The sequence below is a fragment of the Pseudomonas cerasi genome (assembly GCF_900074915.1).
Lineage (GTDB): Bacteria > Pseudomonadota > Gammaproteobacteria > Pseudomonadales > Pseudomonadaceae > Aquipseudomonas > Aquipseudomonas cerasi.
Genome location: NZ_LT222319.1, coordinates 748880 through 771066, shown reverse-complemented (window position 1 = coordinate 771066; position 22187 = coordinate 748880). Strand labels below are relative to the sequence as shown.

Below are 22187 nucleotides of genomic sequence, written 5' to 3'. Positions count from 1 at the left end.
GAGGCTCCGATGCTCGATGACCCGATAGCCCTGACCCGTGCACTGTTAGCGTTCCAGACCCTCAACCCGCCGGGCGACGAGGAAGCGTGTGCGGCTTTTCTTGCCGAGCAGCTGAGCCGCCACGGTTTTGTCTGCGAGCTGCAGCGTTTCGGTGAGCGCCGTTTCAATCTGGTCGCCTGGCTTGAGGGCGACGGCCCCGGCAAACCGCTGGGGTTTACCGGCCATCTGGATACCGTACCGCTCGGCAATGCCACCTGGAGTCACTCGCCGTTTGCCGGTGAGATTGTCGAAGGCCGGCTGTACGGGCGAGGATCCAGCGACATGAAAGCGGGCATTGCCGCCTTCATCGTGGCCTGCCAGCGCAGCCGTGATTCCATTCGGCGCGGGCCCGGCGTTCGCCTGATACTCACCGGCGGAGAGGAAACCGGCTGTAACGGCGCCAAGGCACTGTGCAGTGACGCGCCCCACTTGCTCGGTGAACTGGGCGCACTGCTGATCGGAGAGCCGACGGCCAACTACCCGATACTCGGGCACAAAGGCGCGTTATGGCTGCGCTGCGCCAGCCATGGCCTGACGGCCCACGGCGCCATGCCGGAAGAAGGCGTGAACGCTATCTACCTGGCCGCCGAACACATTGGCCGCGCGCAGACCTTTGAAGTAGGCCCTGCACATCCGCTCATGCGCAAGCCGACGCTGAACGTCGGCACCATCAGCGGCGGCCTGAACATTAATTCGGTGCCGGACTACGCAGCGTTCACCCTGGACCTGCGCACTGCACCGAATCTGGACCACGATGAGATTCGCGGACGGCTGGCGGCCCACCTCGGCAGCAGCGCGGAGTTGAGCACCCTGATTGATCTGCCTGGTATTTGTGCCAGCCCCGACGAGCCTTGGGTGCAACAGGTTTTTGCACGCTGCCAGGCCTTGCATGACGCTCCCCTGGAGGAAAAGGCAGTGCCCTACTTTACCGATGCTGCCGTGCTGCTCCCCGCCATCGGCTATCCGCCCACCCTTATTCTCGGCCCGGGGGAGCCCGCTATGGCGCACAAGGTCGATGAGTATTGTGAAGTCGACAAACTTCACCAATGCGTCGAGTTGTATGCCGGATTGATCGAAGACTGGACAGCCCTGCACGTGTGATGCGGAGCGTTGCGCAACTCTGCCAGTGCGTGCCGTTTAGCACACCTGCACTATTTGATTTAACTGCGCACTCGTTGAGTATTGTCGCTGCCTTTAGCGCGGAACAGGCTGTGCCTGAACAGCCTTGACGAGCATCGGCTTACTTACCCGTCAGGTAGTAACTGACTCCATAAAAAGGTAATGTTCCATGAATAAAGAATTGATGATGCGCGAACTCAACGAGCAGGAAATGTCACAGATCAACGGTGGCATGAGCACCGGCGAAGGCGTTGCGGCCATTGGTGTGGTGGTGGCGGCTACCGCTCTGGCGCCTGCGACTGAGGTCGGTGCCGGAGTGATACTGGCCGGTGTGGCAGCTGTCAGCGCTTTTGATGCGTTCCAAAGCTACCAGATGGCGCAATAACACGTTTTGTCATGCTGCGTGAACACTGTGCTACAGGCACTTATGCAGTAATTAGGAGAACCCTATGACATCCGATCGTTATAAGGTATTTGGGAAAGCCGTCAATTCGTCATTACTGTTCTGGCTCACAGCGGTTTCTTTTCTGATCGCCGCCAGCCTGGACTTTCAATGGAGCTACATTGGATTCGCCGGCATGTTTGCAGCTGTCGCTGTTGGCGGCCTCAGTGAAAACGCTCATAGCGACCAGGAGAGTTGACATGATGTCCCGGCCCCTAGAAACCATTAACACTCATGAACTGACAGATGCCGAATTGCAGCGGGTGTCCGGTGGTGCCGATTTCACCATCATGCCGGTACCCGGTGTTGGCGTGATCAAGCCTGATCCGGTCTGCGTCTATCCATTCCCTGACGTGCCTCCACCGTCAGACATTCGTGGGCCATTCATTGGTTGATGCCCTGTGTGCCCTGGCCAGATCAGGGCACATTCACCCGCCTCTCGCGAACCGACAACAGGTTCAGGCGCAATTCCGATGGTCGCAGCGGCTTGGACAGTACGGACACTTCCGCGCCATGCAACGATTCAAGAACGACGTCCATCTCTCGCCCGGTGACGATGAGTGCCGGTACGTCCCAGCCTCGGGCAGCCCTTATGCTTTCGATGCAATCAAGGCCGTTGGCCGTCGTACCCAGATCATAATCGGCGACGATGATGTCGCAATTGGTAGTCAGGCCCTCGGCTGAAAGCGCGGTCTGGACTTCGCACCCCCATCGTTCCAACAAAGCGGCGGTGGCCATCAGCACGTTGCGGTCGTCTTCCACCAGACAGATCCTGACGCCTTTAAGCAGGCTGTCGCCCAATGGTTTTCTGCGCACAGGCTGTACCGGAGCACTCACTTCTTCAAGTCCGTGAATGGTCACCGTGGTGCCGCGGTTGACCCGCGAATCGATAGTGATCTGTACTTCCAGAATCTGACTGAGTCGCTTGACGATGGACAACCCCAGCCCTACGCCTTCCACGTCCTTGTCGCGCACATGCCGGATACGGTAAAACTCGTCGCAGACTTTGGGCAGATGCTCCGCCGCAATGCCACGCCCCTGATCGTGCACGCTGATCGACAAGCCACCGTTGCGGCGACGCACACCGATCAGCACCGGGTGCTCGGGGGCATATTTGAGTGCATTGGACAGAATGTTCTGCACCATCGTGGCAAGCAATGTGGCATCGACTCTGACCCAGCGTCGACAAGGCCGGACTCTCAACTCCACGCCGGCCCATCGGGCAGCCGCCGTATTTTGCTGCACGATTTCATTGAGCATGTCGCCCAGATTGACCACGTCCGACTTGGCCGACACCTTGCCGCTGTCCAGCGTGTAGATATCCAGAATCGAGCGAAACAACTGCGAAAGGTTGTGCAGGGAACGATCGATGTTGTCGACCAGTTGCCGCTCGTATTCGCCAAGCGGGCTGGCGCGCAGGCACGCAGTGAACATGCCGATGGAGTGAATGGGCTGGCGCAGATCATGGCTCGCCTGGGCGAGAAAACGCTCTTTTTCACGGTTGGCGACAGTCGCCTGCTCTGACGCCTGCCGAGCCCTTACCAACAAAATGTGAGCGTAGCCGGTCACCAGAATTGTGACAGCGATCAGCATCAGTACCACAAATGGTTGCGCCTGCCAGTAAGGCGTCAATTGATAGATGATCAATATCGCCAGCAGCGCGAGCGAGGCTGCAATCGCCAGATAACGCGAGCCGAAGCGCATACCGTTACCCAGGGTCACCCAGACCATCACACTGAAAATCGGCAGCGTTGCTTCACCACCCACGACCAGGCCGACGGAAATTGCGGTGTAGTCATGCACCATCCCGAAGACACGGCGCACCGGAAAAACACCCGGGTAAGTGATGATGTGCTGGCGCAGAATCAGAGACACCACCAGAAAGGCGACGTAATAGAGAATGATCGGTTGATACTTCGCTACATCGAGCCCAGGCAGAAACCCCACCAGCGACACATAGATGATCGCGCAGGTTGCCACGATCAGCCTCAGCGTTGCCTGACCCCGTTCAGCGTTTTTCCGGTCGTCCATCAACGCACCTCGATTTACTGCGAACTCATACCGCTTGGGATCGTGCGCAGTACAGGCTTGTGGTGTGCCATTTTGCACGGCAACTTAATTACACTTCAGTCGCCACCATCATCTGATTGGCGTCCTGCAAACCGGCCTTTCCAGAGTGTCGCGGCAGCGCGTAAATAATGACTCTAATTTTGTATCACAGGCGATACATATTGTTGCTATCGAGTATGATAACCCGACTAAAAATTCGGAAGCAGAGGCATGGCGTGCAGAATCATAGTGGCTGACGACCACCCCTTATTTCGCGAAGGCATGTTGCGCACCATCGAACGTCTACTGCCAGAAGCACTCATTGAGCAAGCCGGCAATTTCAATGAAGTGCTGACGCTGGCGCGCTCCGGTGACGAAGTTGACACACTGATTCTCGACCTGCGCTTTCCCGGTCTGGAGTCGATGCACACCATCGCCGAACTGCGCAATGAGTTCCGACGCACCTCGATCATCGTGGTCTCGATGATCGATGATCCGGAGACCATCTCCCAAGTCATGTTGAACGGCGCTGATGGCTTTATCGGCAAGAACATCGACCCGCAGGAAATAACCGACTCCATCGTCGCTATCCGTCAGGGCGAAGTCGTCGTCAAGTACAAGTCTGAAGGATCAATTTTCAACGAATCGGCCGTTAATGCGCTAAGCCCTCTTACTGCCCGTCAGAAACAAGTACTTGGCCTGGTGGCTGCCGGTAAAACCAACAAGGAAATCGCCAAGGATCTGGGTATCTCGCCTTTCACTGTGCGTATACATGTTTCTAGCCTGCTCAAGGTGCTGGGCGTGTCCACCCGAGCGGCCGCCGCAGCGCAATTCTCCAGCCTGGCGATCAAGTAAGTGCTTGAAAAACGTTCAGTCGTCGATGTTCAGACTGCCAAGGTCAGATGCCAGTTGCAGCTTGGCGTTATGCCAGTTGACCAACGATTCCACACGTTTCTGAGTCGCTAAGGCCAGATCATTCTGCGAGCGCAGAAGCTCGAGAATACTGCCCACCCCGGCTTTGTAACGCCCTTGGGCAATTTCATAAGACTTGCTCGCACTCTCGACAAACAGACGACTGATGGCCAGTGCCCGGGTTCTGGATTCCAGCGCCTGCTGACTCTTCCAGACGCTCAACGCAATACTGTTTTCAACCTCATGCAACGCCTGTTCGCGAGCAGCGCTTTCGTAACTGGCAGCCTTCGCCCTGCGCCGATTGAGAAAGCCATCGAAAATCGGCACCGTGATTTGCACACCGATTGTCCAGGTGTCTATCTCCTGACGGGTGGAAACCTGCTCGATGGGCGTATCCTGGCGACTGTAGTTACTGAACAGCGAGATGGAGGGTCGGCTCTGAGCTTTCGCCTCATCAACTCTTGCCTGACTCGCCGCCCAGTCCGCACGGGCTTTTTCTATCGAGGGATGCAGCGCCCTGGCCTGCTCCATCAATGCATTGACGTCCCCCAGAAATGCTACGTCCTCACTGCCCGGCTCATCCAACGCAACCAGTTTGAGCGGGGCACCGGGTGATAACCCGAGCTGGCTGGCCAATTCGCCGCGCGCCGCTGCCAGGTCGCCTTCCGCCATCACTCGATCCAGCTGCGCTTCGGCAAAATCGGATTGTGCCTGCAGACGATCAGTCTGCTCACCGGCGCCAGCACGGTATTTCGCGTCAGCAGCTTTCAAGCTGTTGTCGGCAAGACGTTCTGCACTGACTTTGGCCTGCAACAGCGCGGTGTTGGCCTGCACCTGGTAAAAGACTCTGGCGGTGGCAAGCATCGACTTCTGCACTTCCTCAATGCGGCTGCTACTGGCGGCGTTCAATAATTGCCGGGCACTTTCGACTTTTGCGGCGCGAAGACCGAAGTCAAATAGCACCCAGCTCATGTTCACGCCGTAGATGCTGGTACTGGCGTCCAGTCTTGAATTGGCTTCGGAGAACCCCGGATAACGCGTGGTCTTGCCGGCCCGGCCTTTTTGAAACTGCCCTTCCACGGTCGGGTAGTAGGCCGAATGCTCGGCGTCCATCTCCGCTTGACGCGCCAGCTCGGTCAGCCACGCTTCACGCAACTTGGGATCGGCACACAACGCGACAGACACCGCCGTCGCGAGGTTCAGGGTATCGGGAAGCCGACTGGAACCAGGGCACGCCGGTACGCGGTTATCCGCCATGCACAGCGACGCCAGCAATATACCGGCGACGCTCGACAAGGCCCATTTGCCGACACGGCGCATCACGGCTCGGAGCCCTGCGCTGAAGGCTCTCCGAGCACGGGGCCGTCGTAGGCAATTCGACCATTGGCCAGCGCCACGACCCGATCCGCCGATCGAATGGTTTCCGGTCGGTGGGCGACAATGATCCGGGTGATGTTCAGCGTCTCAAGCGCCTGATTGACCGCCGCTTCGCGAGTAATGTCCAGATGGCTGGTCGCTTCATCGAGAAACAGCAACTGCGGTCTTTTATAAAGCGCCCGGGCCAGCAATACCCGCTGCTTCTGACCGCCGGACAATACAGTCCCCATGTCACCCACCAGCGTGTTGTAGCCCATCGGCATCTGGGCGATGTCATCGTGGACAGCGGCCAGCCGTGCACACTGCTCAATCCATTGCTGGTCGGCACTGGTCTCGAAAAAGCTGATGTTGTCGCCAATCGACCCGGCGAACAGCACATCATCCTGAAGTACCGTGCCGGTCAGGCGCCGCAGCCTGCTGACATGATCAGGCCCGACCGGCTGTCCATCCAGCAGAACACTACCGGCGCTGGGTGCCAGGATGCCGAGCATGACGTTGAGCAAAGTGCTTTTGCCGCCACCCGACGGACCGACGATGGCGACCGACTCGCCAGCGCGAACATGGATCGACACACCATCCAGCACGTAAGGTTCGTACTCGGAATAGCGAAAGCGTACATCACGTACTTCAAGGCTGGGCACGTTCTCACTGCTGGCGTCATCCGACCCATCCAGTCCCGAAACCGGCTCGGCGTCCTGCAGCACAATGTCGGCTAGACGCTCACCATGCAGGCGCAGCATGATCACGTCGACGATCTTGTCGATCAGCGCGGCGACGCGGCCGTTGAACTGCTCTTTGTACGAGTTGAATGCAATCAGCATCCCGGCACTGAACTGCCCCTCCAGCACCAGCGTGGCGCCCAGCCAGATCACAATGATCGTCACCAGCCCGAACAGTACGCCGTTGAAGGTGCGATAAGCCAGTTGCAGTTTCTGGGGGTGCAAGCCGGCGTTGATTTCCTCCACCAGCAAGGCGCTCCAGGCGCTGCAACGCTGCTCAGGACGATTGAAAAGCTTGATGGTGCGCACGCCGCGCACGCTTTCCAGAAAGTGTGATTGTTGACGAGCCGCATGGACCAGCTGATTCTCGCTGGCACGCCGCAACGGCCCGAACCATGCCCAGCGCGCCAAGGCATAAATCACCATCGCCACCACGGCTACCAACGCCAGTTTAGGGCTGTAAGCGATCATCAGTCCCAGCGTAATGACCGTCATCAGCCCGTCGAGTATGGCTTCAATGAACGACGTGGTGACTGTCTGCTGGATCGACTTCAGAGAGCCGAAGCGCGAGACGATATCGCCAAGATGGCGGCGCTCGAAAAACGCTACTGGCAAACGCAGCAGATGAGTGAACACATTAATCTGCCACTGCGCACCGAGCATTGTACTCAGGTACATAAGCGCCCACCCACGGGCCAGCGCAACGGTATGCTGCATGATCAACAGAATGCCGAAGCCGATGGCCAGCACCGCCAGCAGATCCAGATCAGCGCTGACCAGCACCTTGTCGATCACGGTCTGCATGAAAAACGGGCTGAGAATAGTGCACAGCTCCAGCGCCAGTGCCAACAGCAGCACGTGGGTGAGCACCCGGCCAAACCCGTGCACTCGCCCCAGCAACTTGCGCAACGAAATCGGCGGCCGGGCAGCCACTGGCTGGAAATCACTCTCGGGCCACACCTCCAGCGCCACGCCGGTAAAGGCCGCCGACACCTCATCCAGAGACAGCTTGCACAGGCCACGCGCAGGATCGTGCAGCACCACGCCGTACGCCGTAACCTCCCTGAGCACCACGAAGTGATTAAAGTTCCAGTGCAGCACACAAGGCAGTTGCAGTTGACCCAGCGCACTCAGTTCAACGCGCAATGCCCGGCTGCCAAGCCCGAGTTGCGCGGCCATGCTGATCAGTTGCTTGAGGTTCACGCCTTTCATCGACGGCGAAAGGCGCTTACGCAGAGAAAAAAGGTCGATGTGCTGTCCATGGTAACGGGCAATCATGGCCATGCACGCCAGACCGCATTCAGTGGCTTCGGTCTGCAACACCACCGGCAGTTTGGTTCCAACCCCGAAAGTGAACGCATTTTTGAGGTTCAAAGGCGTTTTCCTATTCCGCGCAAAGGCTCGAGCAGCCACTCATAGAGCGGCAGCTTTTCCTGCATGATGTCGGCGTCAAGCTGCATGCCGGAGCGCAAGCGCTCGCGTTTGCCCTGACCCTCGATGACTTGTGACGCCAGCGCGACCGTGACCCGATAGAAAGGGCCTTGCTCGCGCATCTGCTCGGAAACATTGCCCAGCGTCATGACTTCCTCAGCAGGCAATGCAGTACGTGAAATCGACGACACCCTGCCCGGCTGCAGGCCGAAGCGCTGATAGGGATAGGCTTGGTAACGCAACATCACGGTATCGCCAGCGCGCACGAAGCCCACCGAGCGACTGGGCAGATACAACTCCGCGTGCAGCTTTGCATTGGCAGGCACGATGCTCAGGAGCGGCCGCGCACTGTCGACCCGTGAGCCGTTGGAGACCGCGATGGCGGTTGCCTCACCGGCCGTTGGTGCAGTAATCAGGACCTCCCGTTTGGTTTCACTTTCGACCAACTGGTCCTGATTCTCGGCCAGCCTGCGTTGCAGATCGGCTAGTTGCTTGCTGTGGTTGAACGGCAACTCGACCAGCTCCGCGCGCAGCCTGGTGCTTTCGGCGCGCACTGTCAGCAGCGAGCGATTCAGCTCTTCACCACGCAGGCGCATGTCCAGCACGGCGTCTTCTTTTTCCTGAAGCTGATCACGGGACACATAATCCTGGCGTTGCAGATTGGCGTAGCGTTCGGCAATCCCTTTGGTTAACGCCAGCCGCTGACGCGCCAGGTCGATTTGCGCGAGTATTTTCTGCTGTTCGGTTTCCAACGCTTCGACTTGACGCTTTTTGCCTTCCAACTCCTGCTGATGCAGGGCCAGGGTCTTGTCGATCTCCTGAGTCAGGCTTTCCTGACGTCGTTTGATCGAGAGGCTGATCGCCCGTTGCGCACCGCCCGCTTCGCCGTTTTGCGTATCGCTGGACAACGCCATCAACACAGCGTCGGCATTCACCGGCTGCCCTTCGCTGATGCCCAGGTTGTTGACCACCCCGGCTTGCGGCGCATAAATCCTGATCAGACCTGTTTCAGGCAGCACCACACCGCTCGCCGCCGTACGTTTGGTGTATGTAGCGAAAGTCAGAAACAGCCCCATGCAGATGCAGAACAGTAGCGCGACGGCGGCTGCCAGGCGCATCGATACCGGGCTGATCAACAAGACCGTACCCAGCGTGCTGCGCTTCTGAGCGGCGAGCGCTTCAGGTCGAAAGAGCATAAATATGCATCGCGTCGATCATCAGGAATGCGCCATAAGAAACCACAGGGCTCGACAGTATTTAAAGAGAGGGGCGAATAGAAGCCGGACAGTTTCATATAGCCGTCACATGAGTAACGGGCAAACCCTGCACCGACCGACTGAACGTCACCGTATTTAAAGCGCGACGTATTAAAGCGTTGGCGACCGACCACCTCAATAGCACACATGAACTAGTCGCCAAAAGACAGCGGCACAGATAGCTCATGTGTACTATTGCTACTCGCGTCAGGGGATGATTTTAATAACGCTCTCTGCCGTAGGTCGCTGCTACGGAAGACTTGACTTTTCAATGACCCGCTTAGAGGAAATGACGCGATGACTCAAGCAATTAACCCAAAAAAAGCACACGAAACGCTTCATACCGGTCAGGCAGTTCGACTGTTGAACGAGGCAGAGCTGGACTGCGTGGGAGGCGGTATTGAGTTCAGTGCTTTTGGTTATACCTTCGCAGGCGGCGAGTCGTTTGCCCCCGGCTATAACTACGCCTCTATCACCAACTCGCGCGGTATTCCAATTTATTACACCACCTGGCAGAACTGATAAGGCCATCGCATGCAAGTGACAGGACCCGGACTGCCTCCGGGTTCCGTACTCACGAACATCTAAAGCCTGCGTTATACAGCGCGCCGACATTGCCAGGTTCTGGACGAAACGCCGGCGCGAAGGTCAGGCAAGGCAAAAGCAGTCGCGGAGCGGCCGAGGTCGCGTTCGACGCTACATGATGTAAAGAGCATGCTGACTGGACGCGCATCCCGCCCCGTTTCTTTAACGCAACGTCCCCAAGCGCACCCACTTTTCGTACAGAGCCTGCCCCCCTTTTCTTTTATATAATATCTGTGTACCGCCATCGACGCGCTGAACACATGACGTGCCTCTCAGCAGTACTGGACTGACCAGGAAAACGTGATGTCGATTCTCTCCCGATGCAGAGACCTGGAAATGATCCAGGCGTTGTTGCGCATGGCAGTGATTGCCACCTCTGCACTGTACGCATTGATCATGCACGCACTGGACGACATGTCCGGCAGCCGAATGTGGGTCATTCTCGGCTATTGCCTGGGCTTCGCCATCGTTGGTATCGGGCTTATCTGGCGTATTGCAGTACGGCCCGGTGTGTCTACCCGGCGCAGAATGTTCGCGCTGGTCGTCGATAACATGGCCGGGATCGTCACAATCACTGTGGGTGGCGAACCGATGCTGCCGGTTTACTCGGTAATGCTCAGCATGACGGTGGGGTATGGCATGCGTTACGGGCGCAATTACCTGTTGCTGGCGACCGGCTTTGCCTTGGCGTCTTTGTGCCTGATCATCCAGCTCACCCCTTTCCTTCAAGAGCATCCCGCCGTTGCGGTGATGATGATCCTGACCATGCTGGTGCTGCCGTCGTTCGTTTACTTCCTGCTCTCGCGATTGCACATCGCACTGAATGAAACCCAGGCGGCCAATGAGGCGAAATCAAGGTTTCTTGCCCAGGCCAGCCATGATCTGCGGCAACCGATTCACTCCATCAGCCTGTTTACTGCCTGTCTGCGCGACGCTTCATTGGGCACAGACGAGCGCCGCCTGGTCGATAACATCGACCGGGCACTCAGCGCTGTAGAACAGCTTTTCCGCTCTCTGCTGGATATCTATACCCTCAATCAGGGAGAAGTGAGTCCACGCCTCGAGACGATTGATGTGGACGCATTAATCAATGGCCTGGTCAGCCAGAACAGTGAGGCGGCCAGCTGGGCCGGTGTCGAAATCCGCGTGCGCCCGTGCCGGCAACAGATACGCAGCGACCCTGCGCTGCTTCGCACCCTGCTGCAAAACCTTATCTCGAACGCCTTTAAATATGCCCCCGGCAAACCCCTGCTTATTGCTTGCAGACCCCGCAAGGGGACGTTGGACATCGGCGTCTACGACATGGGCCGCGGTATTTCGGAAAAGCATCTCCCTCATTTGTGCAACGAGTTTTATCGCGTCCGCGAAGAGCGTGATCAGGACATTGAAGGCGTAGGGCTTGGGCTAAGTATCGTCAAACGCATCGCCGGTCTGCTGAAGCTGCACATCCGGATTGGTTCGCGCCTGGATAAAGGCACTGCGGTTGTCATCAGCGGGCTACCGATTGTGGCGGCACGGCAAATCGCGCACGCTCCGGACATCGACTGGAACAAACACCTGTTGGGCGGTTTACGTGTTCTGCTGATCGAGGATAATTACAACGTGCTGCAGGCCACCGCGATGCTGCTGCGCAAATGGGGCTGCGACGTCCAGACCGCTTCCGCCACCCCTCAAGCGAGCGTCGATTGCGATCTGGTCGTTACCGACTTCGACCTCGACCGAAGCGCCACAGGCGCAGACTGCATTAGCTACCTCAGCCAACTGCATGGCCGCCGGATACCTGCAATCGTCATCACTGGCCACGAGATTCAGCATGTACAGCAATCGCTGAATGACCCACAGATACCGGTTCTGTCCAAACCGATACGGCCTGCGGAGTTACGTTCACTGCTCCTGAGTTTCAAGATGGACTTGATGCAGACGACACGTCGCGCGTCTCTTACCGGGTCCTGAGTGCGACAGTCAGCCAACAGCGCACGTTAGTTTGATTACAACGGCGTTATAGTTCGCTAGTACACCTGTACTATAGTGAATACTTACGCCGTTAGCCTAAGCTAAGAAAGAAACGACTTCATTATATATAGACGCTGAAAAGCTTGTCACCGCAAGGCTTTTTCGCATGTTTCTGTCTGTCTATAAAAACCTTCAACAACTGATTTACCATCAGGGGCATTCGGCATGGGCAATTATTATTCACTGGCGCGGCTAAAAGGTTTAGCGGTTGCGATAACAGTCATGGCCGCTTTAACGGCCTGTTCGACGGGGGGCAGTAACCCTCTTGGCGGGCTTGATGCGTTGACGGGTGAGCCTAAGTTTGAGCCTGACTATATAAAAGCCAATATCATTCCCAAAAAATCGACCAAATCTCAAATCCGGGCGAAATTTGGTGCTCCGAATTCGGCGGAAGATGATGTCGGCGACAACTCCGCACAGTGGTCATACGAGCGTGGCGAATCAGGCGTGGCAATGCTGAAGAAAATGGCCTACAAGTACAGTTACAAGTACGGCGCCGGAACGTCGAACTCAGTATTGGCGCAGGCAGATGGTCACTTGGGAGATGCCGAAGATGTGATGGATGACGTCGGTACCGTCACAGGAACGAAGAGTACGGGTATGAAGAAGGTGATCAACAGGATAGTCATACTCTTCAACGGCGAGACGGTCGACCGGTTCTATACATACTGACCGCTCAGCAATAAGTGTGAAGCCGGTAATGCTGCGATTACCGGCGGTTCAGCCTGTCATTTTTGAAGTGTAAACTCGGCCTTGTCGAAAGACAGCCAGCAGGAATCGTTGTCGGTCCATTTTGACTCGCTGGTGCCGAGAACACCCTTCATCAGAATCTTGTCGCCTTTCTTTAATCCGCTGATCTTCTTCTTGTTCACCAGCAGATCATCGCGGGTCAGCCCTTGACCGGTGCATTTGGGGTTCTTGGGGTCGGTGAAGATGATCGCAATCTGATTCTGACCGATGGCTGTTCCTGTCTTGGTAATGCGCTGCACGATGCCAGGGATGATCAGCGTGTTAGCGTCCCACTTTTCCTTGGCAGTGACCTCATTGGTTTCCCAGTCGTTCCAGATTTCCGTCAATGTCGTTTGCTTGGCAGTTGTCAGCCCCCGAAGATCCCCGCTCAGCAAATCTCCGGTCTGATCAAAGACCCCGTTTGTCACCGACATGGCCTGATCAAGCCCCGCGCATCCTGACAAGGCCAGAACTAACGGAAACAAGGCTGCACTTTTCATTCACATACTCCGCCGACTGATCGATGCAGGAGTTACCCACGCATCCATTATTTAAGTAACCACGACCTGCACATCGCACGGGACTGTATCTACGACCTGAGGGCGTATCAATAGTACAGATGCGCTATACGGCGTACTGTTTTTGATCACAGAAACAAGCCATTAAATTTTTATGTCACCCCCGCAAAAACCTGGACCTTCCTCGAGCCGGTCCAGGCTAACTGACAGGCATTAGAACAACGCCCGGAAAATTTAACCGGGCGTTATGAGAGTCTCTTTCAGGATCAGAATCTATACGTCGCCCCAATACCGTATAAACTCGCACGGCTTTTGTACGTCGCACTGTAACTGCCCAGTGCATTGGCGCGACTGACATCGACACTTTCTTCCTGAAGATACGAGTAGGCGACATCCAGGCTCAGTTGTGGCGTGACGTCATAACCCGCCCCTACACTGAAGACCTCGCGATCCCCGGTCGGCGTACGGGGTGAACGCCCGGTATTACCGGTCGGCGACTGATCGATAATCACGCCCGCACGCAACACCCACTGCGGATCCAGCCGATACGCAGTACCGAGCGCGTAAGCCCATGTATCGTGCCAGTTCAGGCCTTCCTGAATGGAGCCGGTCAGTGCCGAAGCCAGCGTGCCGCCTTGCGCGGCCGAGACCGGTTGATTGCGCAGGCTCAAGTCCTGCATGCTGCTCCAGCCTGTCCAGGTCGCACTGGCGTAAAGTGTCCAAGCGTCACTAAGCGCCTGAGTCACTGAAAAATCGTAAGACTCCGGCGTGGCCACTTTCAACGTACAGTCGTAACGGTTGCTCGCAAGCAACTGCGGCGGCGTTCCTGCGCCGGTGGAAACTTGCGTGTGACAGCCCAGCTTGTAATCGACCTTGGAATGGTAGGTCAGGCCTACGTGGGTGGAGTCGGTTGCGTTGAATAACACGCCGATATTGAAGCCCACGTCCGTGTCATCACCTGAAACCTTGACACGGGTGTCAGCAATGGCCGGATTAAGCGTGATGTCTGATTCAAGCGTTCCGGCAATTCGACTGAACGTCGGACCGAAGCCAATCGACAGCCTGTTATTGAAGGCGTAGCTGATGGTGGGTTGTAACGTCACCACCTTGATCTCGCTTTTGCTGGCGAACATGCGCCCTTGAAAACTGCTTTCATAATCGGTGGACAAACCGAAGGGTGCGTAGAGCCCCAGGCCGAACGCCCAGTGCTCATCGATTTTCCGGGTGTAAAAACCGAACGGCACCGTGCTGAAGGGCACCATATTGCCATCATTACTCCCTTGTGAACGACCGGCGGCATGGCTGATGTCAGTGGATGCGTCCACGAACGCCGCCCCCATGGTGATTTGGCTGTTGTCCAGCCGCGCCATACCTGCCGGATTACCGTACACCGTGCTGGCGTCCTCAGCCATCGATGCACGGCCAGCCTGACCGCTGCCCATACCGGCGATACTTTGCTCGGTACGGGCGAAGCCGCCAGCAAGAAGTTGAGTGGATACCAATACAGCGGCAAGGCCAAGTGTAGTTTTCAACGGGGTCATTTTAATCTGCGGCCGTTGTGATTTATAAGCGTCCATGGCGAATTTGCAACCGTCAAAGTTACCCGAGGCCACGCCGATTTCTAAAGTTTCAATAAAACCGCGCGATGATAAGAGTCGCCGACACTTACTTCCATAGTACAGATGAGCTATTGAATAACTGCCTGTCTGTTGATCGGAACTTATATAATCAGTAACAGGCCGCCGCTAGTACATCCGTGCTATATCCACTGCACCCTCCCCTCCTGATACTCCCGTTGTTGGCAACCCGCCGAACGGAAACGCTTAAGCCCTCGGGGCTGGCAGCCACCCTGGTGGCTTTTATGGAGTATCTGGAGTCGCTATGAACCCCCTATTCAGAATATCCCCTCTTGCTTTTGCAATTACTCTCGCACTGCTTCCAGAGGCTCAGGCCGTTGACTATGTGCTCACTAATGGTCAGGAAACCTTTAACAGCGACCGTTTGATCGATGGCGCGATCGACGTCAATGCAACTGACGGCAACACTTCTACCCTGACAATCAACAGCGGCGCAACCGTGACCAGCGAAGGCGGCAGCATCGTTGGCCAGGCCAGCAGAACCGGCGTCAATATGGCTCAGGCCAATGTTGTGGTTGAAGGGGCAGGTTCGCGCTGGGTGGTGCCTCGCACCTCATTCGTGCTCGGTAACTCGATCGTTGTCGGTGGTGTCGGCCAGGGCGATCTGACGGTCCGTAACGGAGGGCAGGTGTCGGTTCGGGATCTGGATATGGGTGAAGTTTTCGGGTCCCGTTCCAACGCATTTTCGAACGCGACGCTGTCGGTGAGTGGTCAGAACTCCCTGGTCGATGCGGTCAACATCCAGGCCGGCGGAGTGTTTGTCTATCGCTCGAGCATCACGGCCAATGACGGCGGCAAAATCAACAGCCAGCAGGTCGACATAGACTCCGTCGTCAAGCTTTCAGGCGCAGGAACCCGCTGGGACAACAGCGGCTCCTTTGTGAACAGAAACGACCTGACCCTCGAGAACGGCGCAGTACTGACGAGTAACGAGCTGCGGCTGGGGTCGGCCGTTATCAACCAAAGCAATCAGGTCAATGTTACCGGACAGGGTACCCGTCTCGACGTGCAATCGCTGACGCTCGGCACCAACGTTGTCCGTACTTACCTGTCGCTGGCCGACGGTGCCGAACTGAGCGCCACTAACGGTATGCTCATCAGCTTCGTGAACGACAGCAACTTGGCGACGCGCGGCACGTTTACCATCGGCGGCCCGGTCGCGGTGGACCCTGACCGTACCGATGTTGATTCCATGACTGCAGGAGCAGCTCTGGCGGCAGGCCGACTGAACCCGCAAACCGCCGTCAGCTTTGGCACCGGCAACGGTTCCCTGGCGTTCAACCATACTGACACCGATCTGCAGTTCGCCAACACGCTGAATGGTACGGGTCGAGTGTATGCGTTCAGCGGCAATACCACGCTGAGCGGCGACACCTCGGGATTGGCCGGTAGCGTCGTTGTGCGCGGCGGGCGACTGGTGTTGGCGGGGAACGTCGACCAGGTCAATCAGCACGGCAACACAGCCACCACCCAAAGCGTTTCGCGGTTTAACGTAGGTAACGGCACACTGGTGGTCAACGGCATTGCGGGCCGCACTGAGTTCGGGACTTACACAAACAGCGCTCAGGTACTGGACGGAGGTATTCTGGCCGGCGTCGGTCAGGTGGGCAGCACCCAGGTCGCCTCCGGCGGTACGCTGTCGCCAGGAGAAAGCGCCATAGGTGCGCTGGCGATACAAGGCAACCTCGAGATGGCCGCCGGTTCACGCTACGCCGCAGACATCGCGGGCGACGGCAGCGCAGACCGGATCAACGTGAGCGGCACCGCAACCCTGCGCGGTACGCAAGTCAACGTGACCGCGCTGGATCCCGCGCAGAGCTATCAGAGCGGCAGAACCTACACGCTGCTCTCCGCCCAGGGCGGTTTGGTCGACGGCGCCGCCGCAGGCACTGCCTATGCCCAGGCACTTACCAACTCGGCGTTCCTGAATGTCGGGCTGCAACGCACAGCCAATGACCTGAACCTCACCATTGAACAAAAAAGCGTAGAACCTACGCCGACTCCAGAGCCGACTCCAACTCCGGAGCCTACACCTGAACCAACACCAACACCAACACCAACACCTGAGCCGACTCCAACACCTGAGCCAGAGCCGACCCCCGCGCCAACACCGGGTATCTTTCAAACGGTCATGCTGACCCAGAATCAGTTCAATACAGCGGGTGCGCTCAGCGTGCTGGAGCAAAGCGGCGAACCGCTGCGCCTCTATAACAATCTGTTGATTCTGGATGCCGAAAGCGCGCGTAATGCTGCCGATCAGCTGTCCGGCGACACGCTCGCCAGTACCTCGACCGCCCTGATCGCCAACAGCCAGGTGGTGTCCGGAGTACTGGGGACTCGTGTGCGTAATCTTCTCGATACCGGGACATTGCGGATGCCAGCCATGGCACTCAATCTGATGCCAACCACTCCACCCGCCGAAAGCGGTGCCTGGGTGCAACCATTCGGCAACTGGACCAAAACAAGCAGCAACAATGGCGCAGGCGGTCTGCATCAAAGCACAGGTGGCCTGCTGTTCGGTGCGGACGGCAGCTTCACCCCGGATTGGCGCGGCGGCGTCTACGCTGGCTATAGCCGCTCGAAGTTCGACGCCGATGATCGCGATGCCGACGGCCACAGCGACAACTATCATCTTGGCCTGTACACCGGAGCCCAGATCGATGCACTGCGCCTCAGCGCCGACGTCGGCTACACCTGGCACAAGCTGGAGAGCGAGCGGAATGTGGCCTTCGCCGGATTCAGTGATCACTTGACTGGCAAACGCGACGCGAAATCGTTGCAGGCCAGTGGTGAAGCGGCCTACCGCATACCGCTTGGCAGCGTGGCTCTGGAACCTTTCGCCGGGCTTTCCTATGTTCGCTACGACGCCAAAGATCTGCACGAAAAAGGTGGGCCAGCCGCGCTAGACGTGTCCAGCGACAAGCAGAATACCGTCTTCTCGACGCTCGGCCTGCGCGCATCGACGAACACCCGAGTGGCCAACCTCGATACCCAGGTCTACGGCTCACTGGGATGGCGACGCGCCTTTGGTGATCTGGATCCGCGAAACGAGCAGAGCTTTGCCGGCGGTCCAAACTTCGAAGTGCAAGGCGTAGCTCAAAACCGCGACACCGCCTTGACCGAAGTCGGCGCGAAGCTGCGATTGAACCGTCAGACCGATCTGGGCTTGTCTTACCAGGGGCAGTTCGGCACTGACACTCGTTTCCACTCGGTGAATGCCGGCGTGACGGTCCGCTTCTGATCGTAATTGCAGCATCGGGCTGGATAACCATTTGCACAGGCTCGCCTGGAGTGGCATCCAGCCCGAATTCATTGGAAGGCATTTACATAGTGCGATCCCGAATCCGCTCCGCGTTATCGTCCTAAGCGCCGATCAACGACTAACGCAAGACACTCGAACCGCCCCTTCATCGCCCTCCTGTCGGCATTCGCTCGGCTAACGTTCAAACCGTGCTCCAGGCCATCAGATTACCTGCGAGTGATGCGGCCATTTATCTCAAACAACACGACTGTTACAGGCAAGCGCTCAATCACATACGGTGAATCACATCTACGCCCTTACGCCAGAGCTTCTGGCAGTCACTCACCAGGAACGTCAAAACCATGGCAAGGATGTAAACCGTTCTGGACAGCGGGCCGGTTGGAAGCGTAATAAGGTGCCTACAAAATTTCCCTAATGGACAGCACGTTAATGGCACTACGCGGTGATGAGGCGGACGACCATGAGTTCCGCAGCCGGTCATATCCCGTCGAGGAAGATATGGCGCAGCAGCGTCGAGTCTGGCGCTTTGAGCGCATCGGTTGGGCTGGCCTGATTGTGCTGATAGTGCTGACCCTCGCCTGCTTGTTTTCCAAAGGGCCATTGAGCCAGGTGGAGCCCGAAACGGCAGATGGCAAACTGCAGGTGAGCTACGAGCGTTTCAGCCGCAACGGCAGTCAGGACGATATGATTGTCACATCCAAAGGCGCCCCCTCCGAAATGCGTTATCTGGTCGTCGGCAGTGGACTGCTCGAAGGCGTGTCGATCGAGAACCTCAACCCCCAGCCCGCGCCCCTTCACAGCGAAGGCCGTGATCTGGTTATTCCGATGCAGGCCGACAAGGACGGTCTGGCCACCTTGTACCTGACTGTTCGCAGTAATGGGGTGGGACTGTACCGAGGGCAAATGCATATGCTGGGTGGCGAAACGCTGCCGATGCCCAGGTTTATCTACCCGTAGAGAGAAAGCGATTTATGGATGCAGTGCTCAGAGCAGCAGCGATTTATTTTGTCTTGATGGTCTTGTTTCGTATTGCCGGACGCCGCTCTCTTACCGACCTCACCACCTTCGATTTCGTCTTGTTGCTGATCATTGGCGAGGCCACTCAGCAGGCGCTGCTGGGCGATGATTTTTCGGTGACTAACGCGATACTGATCATCTCCACCCTTATCGCCATAGACGTCGGCTTTTCCCTGGCCAAACGCCGATCAAAGCGGTTGGCAAAGTTTCTGGATGGCGGCCCCACGGTCATTGTGGAAGACGGCAAGCCACTGACTCAACGAATGAGAGAGGCCCGTATCAGTGAATCCGATGTGATGGAGGCAGCACGAACCACGCAAGGGATCGTGGAGATGAAGGACATCAGGTACGCGATCATTGAAAGGAACGGGGAGATATCGGTCATACCCTTCAAGTGAAGGTCTGCAAGTGATCAGGGATGGCTGCAGGCCGACTCCCGAATCAGCGCTAAAACGGACCTGCGCAAAGTTTCATGGCGACATCCTGAACATCTTTACCGATCAAGTCAGGCTGGGTGCCGAGCGGGTTGAGCACCTTCCCCGGGCGCTCGACAAACGCGGTGCGACACCCGGCCTGGGCAGCCCCGGCGATGTCCCAGGCGTGTGCTGCGACCATGATCATCTGATCCGTAGCGATGCCCAGGCGCTGTGCGACCATTTGGTAGGTTGCTGCGGCTGGCTTGAATTGACTGATTTCGCTGCCTGCCATGATGTGCTCGAAGCAGCCGGTCAATCCTGCAAATTCGAGCTGTTGCTGCAGCGCCTCCAGCGCGCCATTGCTCAGGGCAATGAGCACAAACCCGTAGTCCTTCAATAACTGCAGTGCCTGATGAACGTCCTTATGCGCAGGAAGAGATTTGATGCCTGCGGCCAGGGCCTGGCACTGATCGTCGCCCACGTCCACCTTGTGCCGTGCGGCAACCATTCTCAAAGCGCCCTGCGCCAGATCACCAAACGCCTGATACTGGCCGGTTATGGTGTTGGTCATCCAGCACTCTTGCAGTGTCAGGAACCATTCGGTGCGCACACGGCTATCGCCGAACAGTCCCTCGAAGAAAGCGTCGAGCGCGGCCAGATCCAGCAGCGTCTCGTTTACGTCAAAAATGATGTGTTTGAGCATGCTATAGGCCCCTGTTGCCTGCCTGAAGTGATGGCATCGAATGCGCCACCTGGCGGTGCTGACATCAGCCAGCACCGCCAAAGGTCACGATCAGGTCACTGGCTTACGCCTGCTCTTCCTGCTGGTCATCATCGTGCTTGAGTGCCGGCTTCATCCCCGGCTGAGGCGCGTGCTCGGCATTCGGCGCGATTTCTTCGCCGTGGTTCTTTTTCTCTTGCTGGACTTTTTTGTCGTGGGCAACGTTACGTGGATCGGTCATGGGAATTCCTTGATTGGCAGAGGATTCGAACACCCATCGACGTGATGCATTGTTTGAGCGCCGGGGCAAGATTTGGAGTCAGGGCGTAGCAAGGCGTTCAGTGCATTTGAACCGGCACGCGAATAGCGGGTTGGGACCTGAGTTCAGATGACGGGGTCACGACTCCGCAGACGACAGCGTGAACGCCGGCGACTGAACCAGCTCCATGACCACTTCGCGCAAGGACTGCGCACACGGAGACAGCTCGCGATACGCCAGCGCCAGCACATAGGCGACAGGTGTACCTGGGCCCGTCAGCTCACGACAGGCAAGCCGCCCCGGCTGACGTCGGGCATAGCGCTGCGGCATGAGCGCCACGCCCATTCCGCCAGCCACCAGCGCAGCCGTGGTCTGCATCTGGCGAGGCTGTTGCACGACCCGAGGAGTAAAGCCTGCGTTGGCGCAGGCCAGCAGAATGTGCGAGTGCATGCCCGGGCCATGATGCGGGGCGAACAGAATCCAGGGTTGGTCTGCCAGCGCCGCAAGACCGATGGACGTCTGCTCGGCCAAGGGATGATCCTGCGGCAGCACCGCAACCATGCGATCCTCGAACAGCGGCTCGATATGGATATTGCCCGGGTCTATGACCGGCAACACCAGAATGCCGACGTCCAGCCGGTCGTTGCGCAGGCCTTCAAGTTGCTCGGGAGGGGTGGCCTCCTGCAGTTGAATATCGACGTTCGGGTTCGCGGCCTGATAGCGACGCAGCAGCGCCGGCAGCAAACCATCGACCACGCTGTCGACAAAGCCCAGGCGAATCGTGCCGAGCATGCCTGCCGCTGAGCGACGTGCCATTTCACAGGCCCGTTCGGCCTGCAACAGCGTCTGCCGAGCCTCGGCCAAAAACACGACGCCCGCAGCGGTCAATTGCGTGGAGCGCGTACTACGCAGCAACAACTGCACGCCCAGGCATTCTTCCAGACGACGAATCGCAACGCTCAGGGGCGGCTGTGACATGTTCAAGCGCTGCGCGGCCTTGCGAAAATTCAAGGTTTCAGCGACCACCACGTACTGGCGCATCAATTTCAAATCAAACATCTGATATTTTTTTAGTATCAATGAGCTATAAAATTAGTATGTTACAAATAAATGAGCGTTGCACATACTTCATGGTAAACGGCTAGAGCGAGATCGCTCACAGCCTGGTCTATCGAAGAAGGGGCGCTGATTTGAACACGCGAGCGTATGGTGTCGCCGCACTGGCCGGCTTTGTTGGAGGCAATGTTTCCAGTTTCATCAAATGGGGTACAGAGATCCCCTTCCCGCCTCGCACGCCGGACCGCCCGGTCCCGCCCGTGGAGATGCTTGATTCGCTGGGCATCAACGCTCAGCAGCTGACTTATGTGTATTCAGAGCATGTGGTGAATTACGGCAGTGCCCTGGTCCACCATGGCTTTTCCATCTTCTTCGCCATGTTCTATTGCCTGCTTGTACTCCGGTATCCGCGCGCCGCCCTGTGGCAGGGTCTGGGTTTCGGCCTGTTGGTGACCCTGGGGTTTCACGGCGTCATCCTGCCTGCGTTCCATTGGGCACCGCCGCTGTGGGAGCTGCCTGCCTCGGAGTTGTTATCTGAAACGTTCGGGCACTTGCTGTGGATGTGGGTGATCGAAGTCATACGGTGGGATTTGCAGCAGCGCTGGCTGCCTCACACCCGACCGGCCTGAG

General features: G+C 57.5%; 21 protein-coding genes. 12 read left to right on the top strand and 9 right to left on the bottom strand.

Features of this window, described 5'->3' with window-relative positions:
* Nucleotides 1–9 precede the first annotated feature (9 nt).
* The 4 genes from PCPL58_RS05970 to PCPL58_RS05955 all read left to right on the top strand — a co-directional run bounded on the left by PCPL58_RS05970 (nt 10) and on the right by PCPL58_RS05955 (nt 1995).
* Nucleotides 10–1140: a M20 family metallopeptidase gene (locus PCPL58_RS05970; RefSeq protein ID WP_065349028.1), complete on the top strand. Its 1131-nt coding sequence runs from the start codon at nt 10–12 to the stop codon at nt 1138–1140.
* 187 nt (nt 1141–1327) lie between these two features.
* On the top strand, nt 1328–1543 hold the full coding sequence (locus PCPL58_RS05965; protein WP_232002893.1) for a class IIb bacteriocin, lactobin A/cerein 7B family: 216 nt from the start codon (nt 1328–1330) through the stop codon (nt 1541–1543).
* A gap of 64 nt (nt 1544–1607) precedes the next feature.
* Nucleotides 1608–1799: a hypothetical protein gene (locus PCPL58_RS05960; protein ID WP_003430765.1), complete on the top strand. Its 192-nt coding sequence runs from the start codon at nt 1608–1610 to the stop codon at nt 1797–1799.
* A gap of 1 nt (nt 1800) precedes the next feature.
* Complete coding sequence (locus tag PCPL58_RS05955; protein WP_003371208.1) at nt 1801–1995, top strand: hypothetical protein; 195 nt, start codon at nt 1801–1803, stop codon at nt 1993–1995.
* Between the two features lie 22 nt (nt 1996–2017).
* Here PCPL58_RS05955 and PCPL58_RS05950 read toward each other — a convergent pair whose 3' ends face one another.
* Nucleotides 2018–3631: an ATP-binding response regulator gene (locus PCPL58_RS05950; RefSeq protein ID WP_065349027.1), complete on the bottom strand. Its 1614-nt coding sequence runs from the start codon at nt 3629–3631 to the stop codon at nt 2018–2020.
* A gap of 249 nt (nt 3632–3880) precedes the next feature.
* On the opposite strand from PCPL58_RS05950, the gene PCPL58_RS05945 reads away from it, so the two are divergent.
* The gene (locus PCPL58_RS05945) at nt 3881–4504 is read left to right on the top strand and encodes a response regulator (RefSeq protein ID WP_003430766.1); all 624 of its coding nucleotides are present in this window, start codon (nt 3881–3883) and stop codon (nt 4502–4504) included.
* Nucleotides 4505–4519: 15 nt separating this feature from the next.
* Here PCPL58_RS05945 and PCPL58_RS05940 read toward each other — a convergent pair whose 3' ends face one another.
* Genes PCPL58_RS05940 through PCPL58_RS05930 form a run of 3 tightly spaced genes read right to left on the bottom strand, consistent with a single transcriptional unit; the run spans nt 4520 to nt 9284 of the window.
* Nucleotides 4520–5881: a TolC family protein gene (locus tag PCPL58_RS05940; protein WP_065349026.1), complete on the bottom strand. Its 1362-nt coding sequence runs from the start codon at nt 5879–5881 to the stop codon at nt 4520–4522.
* Nucleotides 5881–8031, bottom strand: coding sequence for a peptidase domain-containing ABC transporter (locus PCPL58_RS05935; RefSeq protein ID WP_065349025.1), 2151 nt, complete (start codon nt 8029–8031; stop codon nt 5881–5883). Before PCPL58_RS05935 ends, PCPL58_RS05940 begins: the two co-directional genes overlap by 1 nt.
* Entirely contained in the window at nt 8028–9284 is a 1257-nt protein-coding gene (locus PCPL58_RS05930) for an HlyD family secretion protein (protein WP_024662186.1), read from the bottom strand. Before PCPL58_RS05930 ends, PCPL58_RS05935 begins: the two co-directional genes overlap by 4 nt.
* 357 nt (nt 9285–9641) lie before the next feature.
* Here PCPL58_RS05930 and PCPL58_RS05925 point away from each other — a divergent pair, with 357 nt between their 5' ends.
* The 3 genes from PCPL58_RS05925 (at nt 9642) to PCPL58_RS05915 (ending at nt 12614) form a co-directional block, all read left to right on the top strand.
* Nucleotides 9642–9866 carry a hypothetical protein gene (locus PCPL58_RS05925; RefSeq protein ID WP_024662187.1) on the top strand — a complete coding sequence of 75 codons (225 nt, stop codon included), beginning with the start codon at nt 9642–9644 and terminating at the stop codon, nt 9864–9866.
* Nucleotides 9867–10265: 399 nt separating this feature from the next.
* Nucleotides 10266–11882 (top strand): ATP-binding response regulator, encoded by a 1617-nt coding sequence (locus PCPL58_RS05920; RefSeq protein ID WP_162273825.1) that lies wholly within the window; start codon nt 10266–10268, stop codon nt 11880–11882.
* Between the two features lie 225 nt (nt 11883–12107).
* The gene (locus tag PCPL58_RS05915; protein WP_003430771.1) at nt 12108–12614 is read left to right on the top strand and encodes a hypothetical protein; all 507 of its coding nucleotides are present in this window, start codon (nt 12108–12110) and stop codon (nt 12612–12614) included.
* Between the two features lie 56 nt (nt 12615–12670).
* On the opposite strand, the gene PCPL58_RS05910 is transcribed toward PCPL58_RS05915, so the two are convergent.
* Together PCPL58_RS05910 and PCPL58_RS05905 are read right to left on the bottom strand one after the other, a co-directional pair.
* A complete protein-coding gene (locus PCPL58_RS05910; RefSeq protein ID WP_024662189.1) occupies nt 12671–13171 on the bottom strand; it encodes a hypothetical protein in 501 nt (166 codons plus the stop codon).
* Between the two features lie 284 nt (nt 13172–13455).
* Entirely contained in the window at nt 13456–14730 is a 1275-nt protein-coding gene (locus PCPL58_RS05905) for an OmpP1/FadL family transporter (protein WP_065349023.1), read from the bottom strand.
* A gap of 421 nt (nt 14731–15151) precedes the next feature.
* Between PCPL58_RS05905 and PCPL58_RS05900 the strand changes: the two genes are divergently transcribed.
* From PCPL58_RS05900 to PCPL58_RS05890, 3 genes are all read left to right on the top strand, one after another.
* A complete protein-coding gene (locus PCPL58_RS05900) occupies nt 15152–18067 on the top strand; it encodes an autotransporter family protein (protein WP_065349022.1) in 2916 nt (971 codons plus the stop codon).
* A 450-nt stretch (nt 18068–18517) separates the two neighbouring features.
* Nucleotides 18518–19045, top strand: coding sequence for a hypothetical protein (locus PCPL58_RS05895; RefSeq protein WP_065349021.1), 528 nt, complete (start codon nt 18518–18520; stop codon nt 19043–19045).
* A gap of 14 nt (nt 19046–19059) precedes the next feature.
* The gene (locus PCPL58_RS05890; protein ID WP_003371183.1) at nt 19060–19503 is read left to right on the top strand and encodes a DUF421 domain-containing protein; all 444 of its coding nucleotides are present in this window, start codon (nt 19060–19062) and stop codon (nt 19501–19503) included.
* Nucleotides 19504–19552: 49 nt separating this feature from the next.
* Here the strand turns inward: PCPL58_RS05890 and PCPL58_RS05885 are convergent, their stop codons facing one another.
* The 3 genes from PCPL58_RS05885 to PCPL58_RS05880 form a co-directional block, all read right to left on the bottom strand.
* On the bottom strand, nt 19553–20224 hold the full coding sequence (locus tag PCPL58_RS05885; RefSeq protein WP_065349020.1) for a haloacid dehalogenase type II: 672 nt from the start codon (nt 20222–20224) through the stop codon (nt 19553–19555).
* Between the two features lie 103 nt (nt 20225–20327).
* Nucleotides 20328–20483, bottom strand: coding sequence for a hypothetical protein (locus PCPL58_RS31495; protein ID WP_080336682.1), 156 nt, complete (start codon nt 20481–20483; stop codon nt 20328–20330).
* 156 nt (nt 20484–20639) lie between these two features.
* Nucleotides 20640–21560 carry a LysR family transcriptional regulator gene (locus tag PCPL58_RS05880; RefSeq protein WP_065349019.1) on the bottom strand — a complete coding sequence of 307 codons (921 nt, stop codon included), beginning with the start codon at nt 21558–21560 and terminating at the stop codon, nt 20640–20642.
* A gap of 131 nt (nt 21561–21691) precedes the next feature.
* Between PCPL58_RS05880 and PCPL58_RS05875 the strand changes: the two genes are divergently transcribed.
* Nucleotides 21692–22186, top strand: coding sequence for a YagU family protein (locus PCPL58_RS05875; protein ID WP_065349018.1), 495 nt, complete (start codon nt 21692–21694; stop codon nt 22184–22186).
* The last annotated feature ends 1 nt before the right edge of the window (nt 22187 follow it).